General features: G+C 60.9%; 16 protein-coding genes. 3 read left to right on the forward strand and 13 right to left on the reverse strand.

Features of this window, described 5'->3' with window-relative positions; all coding sequences use genetic code 11:
- Window positions 1-8: 8 nt before the first annotated feature.
- The 3 genes from nqrF to nqrM are packed head-to-tail and all read left to right on the forward strand — an operon-like array spanning window position 9 to window position 2,507.
- Window positions 9-1,232, forward strand: coding sequence for an NADH:ubiquinone reductase (Na(+)-transporting) subunit F (gene nqrF, locus I6G90_RS11345; RefSeq protein ID WP_005338656.1), 1,224 nt, complete (start codon window positions 9-11; stop codon window positions 1,230-1,232).
- Between the two features lie 3 nt (window positions 1,233-1,235).
- A complete protein-coding gene (locus I6G90_RS11350; RefSeq protein ID WP_139408026.1) occupies window positions 1,236-2,273 on the forward strand; it encodes an FAD:protein FMN transferase in 1,038 nt (345 codons plus the stop codon).
- Window positions 2,274-2,282: 9 nt separating this feature from the next.
- Window positions 2,283-2,507 carry a (Na+)-NQR maturation NqrM gene (gene nqrM, locus I6G90_RS11355; RefSeq protein ID WP_005338668.1) on the forward strand — a complete coding sequence of 75 codons (225 nt, stop codon included), beginning with the start codon at window positions 2,283-2,285 and terminating at the stop codon, window positions 2,505-2,507.
- A gap of 73 nt (window positions 2,508-2,580) precedes the next feature.
- On the opposite strand, the gene I6G90_RS11360 is transcribed toward nqrM, so the two are convergent.
- The 13 genes from I6G90_RS11360 to I6G90_RS11420 form a co-directional block, all read right to left on the reverse strand.
- Entirely contained in the window at window positions 2,581-3,120 is a 540-nt protein-coding gene (locus I6G90_RS11360; RefSeq protein ID WP_197927551.1) for a DUF3833 domain-containing protein, read from the reverse strand.
- A 14-nt stretch (window positions 3,121-3,134) separates the two neighbouring features.
- Window positions 3,135-3,677, reverse strand: a complete 543-nt coding sequence (locus tag I6G90_RS11365) for a chalcone isomerase family protein (RefSeq protein ID WP_197927553.1) — start codon at window positions 3,675-3,677, stop codon at window positions 3,135-3,137.
- Window positions 3,634-3,855: a TIGR02450 family Trp-rich protein gene (locus I6G90_RS11370; protein ID WP_197927555.1), complete on the reverse strand. Its 222-nt coding sequence runs from the start codon at window positions 3,853-3,855 to the stop codon at window positions 3,634-3,636. Before I6G90_RS11370 ends, I6G90_RS11365 begins: the two co-directional genes overlap by 44 nt.
- Window positions 3,852-4,328: a DUF2878 domain-containing protein gene (locus I6G90_RS11375; RefSeq protein ID WP_197927557.1), complete on the reverse strand. Its 477-nt coding sequence runs from the start codon at window positions 4,326-4,328 to the stop codon at window positions 3,852-3,854. Before I6G90_RS11375 ends, I6G90_RS11370 begins: the two co-directional genes overlap by 4 nt.
- A 2-nt stretch (window positions 4,329-4,330) precedes the next feature.
- Complete coding sequence (locus I6G90_RS11380) at window positions 4,331-5,587, reverse strand: SAM-dependent methyltransferase (RefSeq protein ID WP_111808121.1); 1,257 nt, start codon at window positions 5,585-5,587, stop codon at window positions 4,331-4,333.
- A complete protein-coding gene (locus I6G90_RS11385) occupies window positions 5,587-6,369 on the reverse strand; it encodes a DUF1365 domain-containing protein (RefSeq protein WP_197927559.1) in 783 nt (260 codons plus the stop codon). Before I6G90_RS11385 ends, I6G90_RS11380 begins: the two co-directional genes overlap by 1 nt.
- The gene (locus I6G90_RS11390) at window positions 6,366-7,625 is read right to left on the reverse strand and encodes an NAD(P)/FAD-dependent oxidoreductase (protein ID WP_197927561.1); all 1,260 of its coding nucleotides are present in this window, start codon (window positions 7,623-7,625) and stop codon (window positions 6,366-6,368) included. The genes I6G90_RS11385 and I6G90_RS11390 overlap by 4 nt, the downstream gene beginning before the upstream one ends.
- Window positions 7,622-8,356: an SDR family NAD(P)-dependent oxidoreductase gene (locus tag I6G90_RS11395; RefSeq protein WP_197927563.1), complete on the reverse strand. Its 735-nt coding sequence runs from the start codon at window positions 8,354-8,356 to the stop codon at window positions 7,622-7,624. The genes I6G90_RS11390 and I6G90_RS11395 overlap by 4 nt, the downstream gene beginning before the upstream one ends.
- Window positions 8,353-8,781 carry a nuclear transport factor 2 family protein gene (locus I6G90_RS11400; RefSeq protein ID WP_139477589.1) on the reverse strand — a complete coding sequence of 143 codons (429 nt, stop codon included), beginning with the start codon at window positions 8,779-8,781 and terminating at the stop codon, window positions 8,353-8,355. Before I6G90_RS11400 ends, I6G90_RS11395 begins: the two co-directional genes overlap by 4 nt.
- A gap of 1 nt (window position 8,782) precedes the next feature.
- The gene (phrB, locus tag I6G90_RS11405; RefSeq protein ID WP_197927564.1) at window positions 8,783-10,204 is read right to left on the reverse strand and encodes a deoxyribodipyrimidine photo-lyase; all 1,422 of its coding nucleotides are present in this window, start codon (window positions 10,202-10,204) and stop codon (window positions 8,783-8,785) included.
- Entirely contained in the window at window positions 10,201-11,088 is an 888-nt protein-coding gene (locus tag I6G90_RS11410; RefSeq protein WP_197927565.1) for a MerR family transcriptional regulator, read from the reverse strand. The genes phrB and I6G90_RS11410 overlap by 4 nt, the downstream gene beginning before the upstream one ends.
- A 145-nt stretch (window positions 11,089-11,233) precedes the next feature.
- The gene (locus I6G90_RS11415; protein WP_197927566.1) at window positions 11,234-12,181 is read right to left on the reverse strand and encodes a YbgA family protein; all 948 of its coding nucleotides are present in this window, start codon (window positions 12,179-12,181) and stop codon (window positions 11,234-11,236) included.
- Window positions 12,182-12,361: 180 nt separating this feature from the next.
- Window positions 12,362-13,012 carry an autotransporter outer membrane beta-barrel domain-containing protein gene (locus tag I6G90_RS11420; RefSeq protein WP_197927567.1) on the reverse strand — a complete coding sequence of 217 codons (651 nt, stop codon included), beginning with the start codon at window positions 13,010-13,012 and terminating at the stop codon, window positions 12,362-12,364.
- Between the last annotated feature and the right edge of the window lie 123 nt (window positions 13,013-13,135).

The following is a 13,135-nucleotide window of genomic DNA, read 5'->3' on the forward strand; positions in this document are numbered from 1 at the left end:
AACGATAGATGGAAATTATTTTGGGTGTGGTCATGTTTACCGTGATCCTGCTGGCACTGGTGGCAGTCATTCTGTTCGCCAAGTCCAAGCTGGTGACCGCGGGCGACGTGACAATCAGCATCAATGGTGACCCGGCCAAGGCTGTGACCAGCCCGGCCGGTGGCAAGCTGCTCGGCGTGCTGGCTGGCAGCGGTATCTTCGTCTCCTCCGCCTGTGGCGGCGGTGGCTCCTGCGGCCAGTGCAAGGTACGGGTGAAATCCGGTGGCGGCGACATTCTGCCGACCGAACTGGATCACATCAGCAAGGGCGAAGCCCGTCATGGCGAGCGTCTGGCCTGTCAGGTTACCGTTCGCTCCGACATGGATATCGAACTGCCGGAAGAGATCTTCGGGGTGAAGAAGTGGGAATGTACTGTTATCTCCAACGATAACAAGGCCACCTTCATCAAGGAGCTCAAGCTGCAGATCCCCGATGGCGAGAGCGTACCGTTCCGCGCCGGTGGTTATATCCAGATTGAAGCCCCGGCTCACCACGTGCACTACAAGAACTTCGATATTCCCGAGGAGTATCGCGGTGACTGGGATCGCTTCAAGATCTTTGAGCTGGAGTCCAAGGTCGATGAGCCGATCATCCGTGCCTACTCCATGGCCAACTATCCGGAAGAGTTCGGCATCATCATGCTGAACGTGCGTATCGCTACGCCGCCCCCGAGCAACTGGACAGCCCCTCCGGGACAGATGTCCTCCTACATCTTCAGCCTGAAGGCTGGCGACAAGGTGACCATCTCCGGTCCGTTCGGTGAGTTCTTCGCCAAGGACACCGATGCCGAAATGGTATTCATCGGTGGTGGTGCAGGTATGGCGCCGATGCGTTCCCATATCTTCGACCAGCTGCGTCGCCTGAAGTCCAAGCGCAAGATGAGCTTCTGGTACGGGGCACGTTCCAAGCGCGAAATGTTCTATGTCGAAGACTTTGACATGCTCGCCGCCGAGAACGAGAACTTCACCTGGAACGTCGCGCTGTCTGATCCGCAACCGGAAGACAACTGGGACGGCTACACCGGCTTCATCCACAACGTGCTCTACGAGAACTATCTCAAGAACCACGAAGCACCGGAAGATTGCGAGTTCTACATGTGTGGACCTCCGGTGATGAACGCTGCCGTCATCAACATGCTCAAAGATCTGGGCGTTGAAGACGAAAACATCCTGTTGGATGACTTTGGTGGTTAATCCATGCACAGTGTTGTAAAGACCTGGCTAGCCTTCGGGCTAGCCTTTTTCTTGACTGGGTGCGGTCAGGAAACGGTCCAATCCAAACCGGAGATCCATATCACCGGTAGCACCATGGGCACTTACTACTCCATCAAGGTGGCGGACAGCGCCATCAGCGATCCGGCCAAATTGCAGGCCGAGGTCGATGTGTTGCTGGAGCGGGTCAACGATCAGATGTCGACCTATCGCCCCGATTCCGAACTGTCGCGCTTCAACCAGCATCGCAGTGCCACGCCGATCGTGGTGTCCCGTGACACCGCACGGGTCGTCACAGAGGCCATTCACATTGGCCGTGAGAGCCAGGGGGCGCTGGACGTCACCGTAGGCCCCTTGGTCAATCTGTGGGGCTTTGGCCCGGACAAGAAGCCGACCAAGATCCCCTCCGACGAGCTGATCACCCAGACTCGCCAGAAGACTGGCCTGGGCAACCTGCACGTAGTGACCTCGGTGGATGCCGACACCCTGCAAAAGGATATTCCCGACCTCTACGTCGATCTCTCCGCCATCGCCAAGGGCTTTGGTGTGGACAAGGTGGCCGAGTATCTGGAGTCCCTGGGTGCACGCAACTATCTGGTCGAGATTGGCGGCGAGCTGCGGATCAATGGCGTCAACGGCAAGGGTCACCCCTGGCGCGTCGCCATCGAGAAGCCCACCGCGGGCACCGGCACGGTGCAAGAGGTGATTGTGCCCGGTGACAACGGGGTAGCCACCTCTGGCGATTACCGCAACTACTATGAACTGGATGGTCAGCGCTTCTCCCACACCATAGATCCGCGCAGCGGCAAGCCGATCCAGCACCGTCTGGTGTCGGTCACCGTGATCCACCCTTCCTGCATGACCGCAGACGGGCTGGCCACCGTGTTTATGGTGATGGGGACCGAGAAGAGCCTGGCCTATGCCAACGAGCGAGGCCTGGCGATCTTCGTGATCACCAAGACGGACAACGGCTTTGAAGAGGCCTACTCCGATGCCTTCAAGCCCTATCTGGTCAAGAAGTAAGAGGTAGAGATGCAGATTTTTCTGATCACCTTCGGGGTATTCATGCTGGTGATAGCCGCCATGGCTATCGGTTACATCTTCCAGAAGAAGACCATCTCCGGCTCCTGTGGCGGTCTGGGTAGCGTTGGCATCGAGAAAGAGTGCGATTGCCCGGAACCCTGCGACAACCGCAAGAAGAAGATGGCCAAGGAAGAGGCCCGTCGCAAGATGCTGGAAGAGAACCGCATCATCTGATGACCCCGACCTTTCGGTAAACAAAAGCGCGCCATCGGCGCGCTTTTTACTGGGCGTGATCTTGCATTAGCCGTCAGGGCTGACGCTCGATATAGAGGATCACCTCCCCCAGATGGATGCCGAACTTGCTGATAGCAGCGCGGTTGATCAGGCGATCATCATCCAGCAGATACATCCAGTCATCGAAGCTCACCCGCACCACCTCGCCATCCGGCAGCACCAGATCGAGCTGGTAGCGCCAGTTGAGGGCAAAGCCTTGGGTTTTACCCACCGCCTCCCCCACCACATCGGAAGCAGTACCACGCCAGTGACCATCATCGCCCTTGCTCAGATACCAGGTACGGGTCTGCTGGCGACCATCATCAAAGTAGAACTGCTCGAACAGCTCTCCCTTACCATCTTTCCAACGACCCACCATATCGACCCGAAAGCGACTGGTCACTTCGCCGCTGCGGTCGGTCACCAGGCCGTGAGCCACCAGCTTGCCGTTGAAGAAACGGGCGAGATCCCAGTTTGGCCCCTGCCCCCGATAGCCATCGAGACTGGCGCCACAGCCGCTCAGCAGCAAAAAGGGGATCAACAGCAACCAGCGGTATGCACGATAGAAAGACATCAGACACTCCATGTTCAGGGTTGGCCACGCAGGCGACGAGTCAGGGCGGGATCGCGGCTGTTGTCAGCCAGCCAGATGGCAAGAAAAGCGGCCGAGAATTGTGGATCGGCCAGGGTGCCGAGCGGCTTCTCCTGCCACCAGAAGTGGCCTGTCCCGCCCTTGTCGACATAGAAGGTGAGCTTGTCGCCCGCCTGCACATCGGGCCAGAGTGCGGCGAGCTTCCCGAGCCAGCGCTGACGCTCGGCATCAGAGCCAAGACCGAGCCGCTGCCACTCGGCGGCAGTAGCGCTCAGCAGATCTTCCCGCTCGATGGATCTGGCATAGGTGAGGGTCAGAGCCTGTGGATAGTGACCGGGCTGATAGTGCCCGCTCGCACTGTAGAGGGTGGCATCGTAGAGCTTGAACCAGAGCCAGTTCATCTCCCCCTGCCCGACCGGGCGCAGCTGCTGCCAGGGGGCGGCAGAAGCGTGCACAGCGGTTGCAGCAAAGAGCGTAAACGCCAGCAGTAGCGGGTTAATTCCACCCCATATGCCAGTGGTTGGGGTCTTCCAGTTCATGCCAGTCCATCTCCTGTTCCTGCAGGGTGTTGATATCCTGCATCACCACCTGCATCAGCTCCCCTTTCGAGTTCCGCTGGCAGGCAACCACCAGATAGAAGCGATCAGCGAGCTCGTGCTGGCTCTCTTTGGTCCATTTGGAAAAAAGCAACGAGTCGGTCGAAAAGGTGTTTGTCATGACTCACCCTCCAGCTTGACCATTACCCACAGGAGTACGGGCAACCACCACATCCAGATCACTGCCAGCAGCGCCGTACTGATCCAGATGCCCCAGGGTAAGTTTACTGCCCCCATGGCGGCCCCCGCCACATAAGAGGAGGCTCCGCCAAACACGCCAAACAGCGCCTGCTGCCAGCGGGGCAAGCGCAGCAGCCAGCGCATGCCGTGGCCCAGCGTCAGGGCAAAACCGAGCCAGAGCAGCACCAGCCAGAGGGGAAAACCGGAAGGAAAGCGGAACAAGCCGAGCTGCCAGAGCAGCACATCCAGCAGACAGCCAGCAACCGCGATGGGAAGCAGCCGCCAGTCACGCTGGCGGCTGGGCGAGAAGAGAAAGTGCAGCAGCAACATTGCCAGCAGCGGGCCCGGCTGCTGCCACTTCACCGCCAGCAACCAGTAGAGGTTGAACCCCAGCAGGTGAGCCCACTGCCACATGGTCAGTGACCGCTTACTGGCAAATCACCCGACCAGCCAGCAGGCCCCGGCTTGGCGGCCTCCAGCTGCACCAGACTGATACTGCGCTCCCAGAATCCCCCCTCGCAATAGGCGAAGTAGAAGTGCCACAGCCGGATAAAATCCTGGCTGTAACCGAGCTTGGGTAGCTCGGGTGCCAGCGCCAGAAAACGCTCGCACCAGTGAGCCAGGGTGCGGGCATAGTGATGGCCGTGATCGTGCAATCGCACCAGCTGCATGTCGGTCTCCCGCGCCAGCAAGCCCGCCATCTGGGAGACGCTGGGCAGGCAGCCACCGGGGAATATGTAGCGTTGGATGAAATCGACCCCGCGCAGATACTGGGCATGGCGCTGATCGGCGATGGTGATGGCCTGAATGAGCAGGCGGCCACCGGGCTTGAGCAGCCGCGACAGCTGGCGGAAATAATCGGGCAGGAAGGCGTGCCCCACCGCCTCGATCATCTCGATGGAGACCAGCTTGTCGTAACTGCCCTCCAGCTTGCGGTAGTCCTCCAGCAGCAAGGTGATGCGATCCCCCAGCCCCTCCCGCGCAATCCACTCCTTGGCATAGTCATGCTGGGCCCGGGAGATGGTGGTGGTCGTCACCCGGCAGCCGTAGTGGCGGGCGGCATAGACGGCGAGGCCGCCCCAGCCGGTACCGATCTCCAGCAGATGATCGTCAGGCCCCAGTGCCAGCCGCTCGCAGATGGTGCGCAGCTTGGCCTGCTGTCCCTCTTCCAGAGTGGCCTCGGCGCTCGGATAGATGGCGCTCGAGTACTGCATATGGCTGTCGAGAAAACCCTGATAGAGGGTATTGCCGAGATCGTAGTGGGCGGCGATGTTGGAGCGCGAGCCGGTCAGAGTATTGCGATTGAGCCAGTGGCGCACCTTGTTGAAGGGGAAACTGAGCCAGCCGAGGCGCCGCTCGAGGGAGTCGAGCAGGGTCAGGTTGCGAGCCAGCAGCCGTACCAGCGCCACCGGATCCGGGCTGGTCCAGAGCCCCTCCACCCAGGTTTCTCCGGCGGCAATGCTGCCCCCCAGCAACAGGCGGCGATAGAAGGCCGGATCCTGCACCACCAGTTCGGCATGCAGATCAGTGCCCGCGACGCCAAAGCTGTGGCGCTCACCACCATCCCACAGCAGCAGCTGGCCATGTTCGAGACGCCCCAGCAGTTTGAGCAGCAATTGCCTTGCACTTTTATCGATGAATGAGGCTGAGAGGGTAGATTGAGCAAGTTCCATTAGCGGCTCTCCGGATGGGTAAATATCGGTGTTCGTTTGATAAAAAGACGCAGGGCCTGCCAGTAGATCCCGAGCAGCACCTTCATGGTCATCCAGGGCCAGCGGGCCAGCAGAGCCACCAGCCCCTTGCGGGACAGGGGCTCGCGTTGCAGCGCCAACGTGGCGTCAAACAGCTTGGCTTCACCGGATACGGGATGACTCTCGATATGGATCAGTGTCTCCTGCGCGGGCGGCCTGATACGCCAGTGGTAACGCATCGCCAGCCCCATAAACGGGGAGACGTGAAAATCCTTGTCATGGGGCGCCAGCGCCGCCAGATCCAGCAGATAATAGTGGCGCTCGTTCCAGGGGGTGTTCGAGACCTCCGCCAGCAGATAGCGGGCTTCTCCTTGTCGGTAGCAGAAGTAGAAGTTGACCGGACTGAAGTAGAACCCCAGACAACGGACATTGCCGAGCAGCAGCACCCGTCCCTCGGAGTCGGCATCGCCACCCAGCTCGCTCACCTTCTGCCACACCGCCTGCTTGAGGCTTCCCTCACTGCCCTTGAGATAGTCATGGCGGTGAAACGAGAGCAGCCCCGCCCGCTCCACCCCGAACCAGCGCCCCTGATCGAGCTGCGGCAGTTCGTCGAGATCCAGTCCCAGCATAAAGAGGCTGTAGGAGAAAGCGTGGGCCCGCGGCGCAAAACGGCGGTGGCGCACCGAACCCTGCCAGATGGCGCTGGTGACGCCAGCCAGTTCGTCGGCACGCTCATGTTCAGTGGCCACGGTGGCGCCGCTCATAGCTCGGCTCCGAAGCGCCTGGCGACGTCCAGCGCGCTGCGCACCCCATCCTCATGAAAGCCGTTGTACCAGTAGGCGCCGCAGAAGTGGGTATGATGCTGGCCGCAGATCTCCGCGCGCCGCTGCTGGGCAGCAATAGAGGTCTTATTGAACACCGGATGGTGGTAGACGAAGCGGCGCAGCACCTTGCTCTCATCCACCTTGCCCTTGGGGTTGAGGCTGACGCAGAAGGGCTCCGGCGAGTTAACCCCCTGCAGGATGTTCATGTTGTAGCTCACCAGCGGCCGCGCCTCGTCGTTGCCATCGAGCTGATAGTTCCAGCTGGCCCATGCCTTGCGACGGGTGGGCAGGCAGCGCGCATCGGTATGGAGCCAGACATCGTTGGCCTGATAGGGCATGTCGCCGAGAATAGCCTGCTCCCGCTCGCCGGGATCTGCCAGCAGCGCCAGCGCCTGATCGCTGTGGCAGGCGAAGATCACCTCGTCAAACCGCTCCTCGCCATAAGAGCTCTGGATCACCACGCCGTCCGCGTCCCGCCGCACGCTCTGCACCGGACAGGCGAGGCGGATCTGCGACTGCCAACCCGCCGTAAGGGGGCCGATATATTCCCGCGAGCCACCCGGAATCACGTACCACTGTGGGCGATTGGCCACATCGAGCAGGCCGTGGTTGGCAAAAAAGCGCAGGAAGAAGCCAAGAGGGAAGGCGCGCATATCGGCCAGGGTCGATGACCAGATCGCCGCCCCCATAGGCAAGATGTAATGGCGGGCGAAGTAGTCGCTAAACTCCCCCGCCAGCAGAAAGTCCCCCAGGGTCAGCTCGGGGCCCGCGCCCTGATGTTGACCATCGGCCAGCCAGGCCCGCGCCTCCCGGTTGAACCGCAAGATCTCGGCGACGAAGCCATAGAAACGGGGGCTCAGCAGATTGCTGCGCTGGGCAAACAGGGTATCGAGATTGTGGCCGTTATACTCCAGCCCCTCCGGGCTTTTCACCGAGAAGCTCATCTCGGCCGGTTGCCGTTCCATGCCGATCCGCGCCAGCAACTTCAAGAAGTTGGGGTAGGTGCGATCATTAAAGACGATAAAGCCGGTGTCGATGGCATAGCTGCGGCCAGCCAGATCCACATCGACGGTGGCGGTGTGGCCACCCAGGGTCGGCGCCGCCTCGAACAGGGTAATGTCATGGAGTTTGTGGAGCAGAAAACCGGCTGTGAGCCCCGAGATCCCTGAACCGACGATGGCGATCTTTTTCTTCATGAATGTCTTCCTTTCGATACGAGTGCGCGACCAAGGCGCAGCCAGAGCCCCACCGGCAACACACCAAGCAGGCGCAGCAACCAGATGAAACGGCGGGGAAAGTGGATCTGGTGACGACCAGCGGTCAGCCCGTCCATGATGGCACAGGAGGCCTGCTCCACCGTCACCAGACAGGGCATGGGAAAATCATTTTTGGCGGTCAGCGGCGTCTGGACAAAGCCGGGGCGGATCAGGGTCACCCCGATCCCTTTGCTGGCCAAATCCAGGCGCAAGGTATCCGCCAGATAGTCGAGGGCCGCCTTGGAGGCGCCATAGGCCTCGGCTCGCGGCAGCGGCAGCCAGCTCACCGACGAGCTGACGATGGCCAGCAGTGATCCCGCCCCCAGCAGCGGCAGGAAGGCGGCCAGCGCATGGCCGGTCGCGGTCAGGTTGGTGTCGATCACCCGGGCAAACAGCTCGCTGTCAAACCCCTCGGCTACATCCATGTACTCGCAGTTGCCTGCGTTAAGGATCAGCAGATCCAGCGGCGGCAGCGTAGCGGCTATCCCGTTCATTGCGGCCACATCCCGGGCATCGAACTGCAGCGGTGTGACGCCATGAAGCCCCAACTCCTGCAGCCGTTCGCCATCGCGACCACAACCCCACACCTGCCAGCCTGCACGCCGGTAATCCAGCGCCAGTTGGCGGCCGATGCCGGAGGTCGCCCCGGTGATAAGCACCCGGCCGCTCATGCGCCGAGCCTCATCTTGATAGTGCGCACCACGGGCCCGAGCAGCGGCAACTGCTCGTAGAGCATGGCGCCCAGGTCAAAATAGTCCCGGTGCTGGCATACCTTGCCCGCCTCATCGAACTCAAGGCGGGTGGCCCCCTCCACCGTCACCGGCTCACCACCGCGCAATCTGGGATGGGAGAAGGTCATGGTCCAACCGAGCCAGGCCTGCGCCCCCTGCTGCTGCTGACTGGTGATGACGAAACGGCAGTAGGCGAGACGCTGATAGAGGGCGGCAAAATAGTCGCCAAGGGCCGCCAGCCCCTCGATGCGGTGGGCCGGATCGGTAAAGACCACCTGTTCGGCATAGACCTCGGGCAAGCGATGCAACTGCTGTTTGTCCAGTTGCTGATAGAGGCCAATAAAGCGGGCCAGCGGCTCGTTCATCCTATTTCTCCAGAGAGCGAAACATCTCGATGGCTCTCACCCGGGCAACGGCGTGATCCACCATGGGAGCCGGATAATCCTGTCGCCCCTTGAGTCGCAGCCAGTCGTGGGGCTGATGCACATAAGCGGCAGGAATATCGGCCAGTTCAGTTACCCAGGTACGGATAAACTCCCCTTGTGGATCAAATCGTTGCCCCTGAGTGGTGGGGTTGAAGACTCGAAAATAGGGCGCCGCATCGGCGCCGGTGCCCGCCGCCCACTGCCAGCCGCCATTGTTGGCCGCCAGATCGCCGTCAATCAGCCGACTCATGAAGTAATCCTCCCCGAGCCGCCAGTGGATATGGAGATCCTTGGTGAGAAAACTCGCCACGATCATCCGCAGCCGGTTGTGCATCCAGCCGGTGGCGTTGAGACAACGCATCGCTGCATCGACAATGGGGTAACCGGTGCGCCCCTCGCACCAGGCAGCGAAGGCATCCGGATCCCAGCTCCACGGCAGCGCCGCCGTCTCGGGCTTGAAAGGACGATTCATGGAGAGGGTCGGGATCAGTACCAGCAGGTGACGATAGAACTCGCGCCAGACCAGCTCATTGAGCCAGACAAAACCGGGCTGGGCCTTCGACTGGGGCCGATAGCCAAGCCGCTGCTGGAGCGCCGCCACGCACTGGCGGGGGCTGATAATGCCCGCCGCCAGATAGGGGGAGAGCACGGACGTGCCTGCGATGGCAGGAAAATCCCGGGTCTCGCCATAGTCGAGCACCGCCAGCTCCAGAAAATCGTTCAAACGGCGGCTGGCCTCCGCCTCCCCAACCGGCCAGCGGGGATCGGGCGTGAGTTCACCCAATGCCTCATCAACCCACGACCGTTCGGCCAGCGGCTGCCACGGCAAGGGCTCCCCACGGGGCGCAGGGGCGCGATGAATGACGAAGCCATCTTCATCGAGCGCCTTGAGCCAGGCACGGCTGAAAGGGGTAAAGACCTTGAACATCTCCCCCGACCCGGTCAGCACCCGCCCCGGCGGCATTACGCAGCAGCCGTTGAGCCAGTGACAGCTCACCGCCTGCTCTGTCAGTGCCGCAGTGACAGCGTGGTCGCGACGCTGCTCGTCGATCTCGATGGCATGATTGGCGTAGAGCTGAGTCACCCCCAGCTCTCGGCTTAAATCAGCCAACGCAGCGGGTACCTCGGCAAAGGTCTCCACGCGCAGCAGATGGAGCGGGATGCCGAGCGCCGCCAGCTCACGGCCCAATTCATCCACCTGCGCCAACATAAAGCGCTGGCGGATGGGGGCCATCTTGTGCTGCCGCCACTGGGCAGGAGAGATGATAAAGAGCGCTGCGACCGGTTCATCACCGGCGCAGGCATGGCGCAAGGCCGGGTTGTCGGCCAGGCGCAGATCGTTGCGAAACCAGACCAGTTTCATGACTTTTTCCTCCCGCGTCCGCTGGCGCCAGCCGCAGCAGGTGCGTCAGCCATCAGCTCGGCAAGGCTCGCCTGCCAGCCGTGGGCGTTAAGCCACTCATCATCGTAGAGGCGCCCCAGTTCGCCAAACAGGCGCGTACCAGCGGGCCAGTCGGCTGCCAGCTCCTGTTTGCCAAGACCGACTCCCAGCAGTACCAGCCAAGGGGTAACGGCACGTCCTTCCAGCAGGCTGGCATGGCGCGGCTCCACCGCCCCCAGCAGTTGCACCTCATAGCCCTGACCGATCAGCTCGTAGGCGGCCCAGACCAGATCGAGGGGGCCGACCTGTCCCCAGCTCGCCAACGTGACCGGCACGCCCTTCTCCTGCTCGATCAGGTGGCGGGCGAAGCGGGTATGGAGCCAGCCCAGCCACACCTGTTGCAGCAGCTCGCCATCGGGCCGCTCGCGCCACAACCCGAGCAGCCGCTCCACCAGCGGTTGCAGTACCCGGCTGCGCACCAGCTCGAACGGGTAGCTTGCCAGCAGGTCGTTCAGCTCGGCCTCCGCCTTGCGCTGATTGAAGGCGAGTAACGCCTGACTGAACTGCTCCAGGGTCTGCTGCCAGTGATCGCTCACCGGCTCGGAATGGGGTTCGCTCAGGAGCCCCTTCACCTGCCCGATACTCACTCCCCGCTCCAACCAGCTCAGGATCTCGCCGATCTGGCGAATATCCTGCTCGCTGTAGAGGCGGTGGCCCTTTTCGGTGCGGGCCGGTTGTACCAACCCGTAGCGGCGCTGCCAGGCACGCAGGGTCACGGCGTTGACGCCGGTGAGACGGGAGACCTCGCGAATGGGGTAGATCCCCTCATCAGCCAAAGGAGCAACTTCTTGCGATAAATCAGACATGACGACATCCATCAAACAGAAGGGTGAAGTGCCCCGGCGCAAGGCCTGCGCCGGGGCAACAGAACATATTCAGAGCCCGTCACGCAGTTTCAGCGTGTCGGGGTGAAGGTCGAGATAGACTTCTCGACCGTACAAAACAGCATTCTCAGAGCCCGTAGCGCAATTTGAGCGTATCGGGGTGCGGATTGAGATAAACCTGCTCGGCGAGATAGGGATTGGGGTACTCGCGCAGGTAGTGGCGGATCAGGGTGAGCGGCACCAGCAAGGGGAAGATGCCGGTGCGGTACTTGTCGATGGTATCGGCAAGCTCCTGCTTCTGGGCCGGGGTCAGCACCCGCTTGAAGTAGCCTTGCAGGTGCATCAGCACATTGGTATGGCTGCGGCGGTTGGCCCGCAGGGTCAACGCCGTCATCAATCCCTTGATGTAGTTGTCGGCCACCTCCTGCAGGTTGGCGGACTTGCCCACGTTGCCGAGCAGCTTGCCGAGCGCCCGGTAGTGAGTGGTGGCGTGGGAGAGCACCAGATACTTGTAGCGGGAGTGGAAGCTGATCAGCGCTGAAGCGGTGATGCCACGAGCACAGAGCTGCTGCCAGTCGTGGTAGGCGAATACACGCAACACGAAGTTCTCGCGCAGGATGGGATCGCACAGGCGGCCATCTTCCTCTACCGGCAGCAAGGGGTTGGCTTCCATCAACGCCTTGGCAAACAGGCCGATCCCCTCCTTGGCGCTCCCCTCATTGTTGGCGCCATAGACCTTGACCCGCTCCATGCCGCAGCTGGGGGATTTGGCGCAGAGGATATAACCGGAGATAAAGTCGAGCTGGCGGGCTTTCTGTTCGCTGAAGGCAATCAGCTGTTCGGTGACATCGAAGCTGCCATTGCTCGCCTCGGCGCGGATTTCACCGTTGCGCTTGACCAGCCGGATGGCGGCGCGGGGCGCCCCGAGGCCAATGGCCATCTCGGGACAGACGGGGTGATAGTCAAAGTGAGCGCCAAGATCCCGTTCGCAGAAGCTGGAGCGCTTGTGGCCCCCATCGAAACGCACCTCTTGGCCCAGCAGGCAGGCACTGATACCGACTTTAATCTTGTACATGACATCACCCCTTGTATAAGTCTTGATTCAGTTATAGCAGTTATACAAAGAAATGGAAGTTGTATAACTATTGCGGACTGATACGACACAAGGAGAAGAAAGGGATCATCGGAAAAAGAAAAAACCCATGGCGAACGCCATGGGCAAAAATCAAGACACTACGGACTACAGGAAGGAGGATTAGAAGCTGTACTTCACACCCAAGCTGGAGATGGAGCCTTTTTGCAGATCCCAGTTACGATAGGTGTAATCAGCAGTCAGCGCCCAGTTCTGATTGAGCTTGTAGGCACCGCCCACCTTGAAGTCGTGCATATCGTCGGTCATGTTGGCGTAGCGATAGGCGGTGGAGAGCTCGATATCGCCGATGTCGTAGCGCAGGCCCACTTCACCGTACATGCTGCCGTCGCTCTTGCGGGTGACAATATCCCAACCCTTGACGTCATAGCCCTGCTCGCGCTCCATGGTGTAGCCCATCAGACCGGTTTCACCGTAGAGATTCAGGCCGGTACTGAGCGGAGTGAAGACACCGATACCCAGGCTGCCGATCCCCATGCTGTCATTGCCGTGCTGGGCAGAGGTGCCCTCGGAGAGCAGACGGCCGTAGAAGTTGTTGGCGAACGATTTGGAGAGATCCAGCGTCACACCGCCAAAATCTCGAGTCCCCTCACTGCTGGCATCACGGGGGAACAGAATCTTGTTGTTGCTCAGATAGTCGGATTTGGTGTGTGCCCAGGTCAGGCCGCCCTTGGCGTAGCTGAAGGCATCCTGCGCCATGGCGGAAGTAGAGGCAAACCCGGCCAGAACCAGAAGAGAGACAGTTGCTTTTTTCATGATGATAACTCCATGTGATTGGGCCCGTTGCTAGCGAGCTGGTATGGAGTCATTTTGCGGCGAGGTTCCCTGCTTGCCGAGCGGCAAGCTGTTGCAAAACCATGTCAGATGTAAGCAGATATT

Origin of the sequence: Aeromonas allosaccharophila, from assembly GCF_016026615.1 — a bacterium.
Lineage (GTDB): Bacteria > Pseudomonadota > Gammaproteobacteria > Enterobacterales > Aeromonadaceae > Aeromonas > Aeromonas allosaccharophila.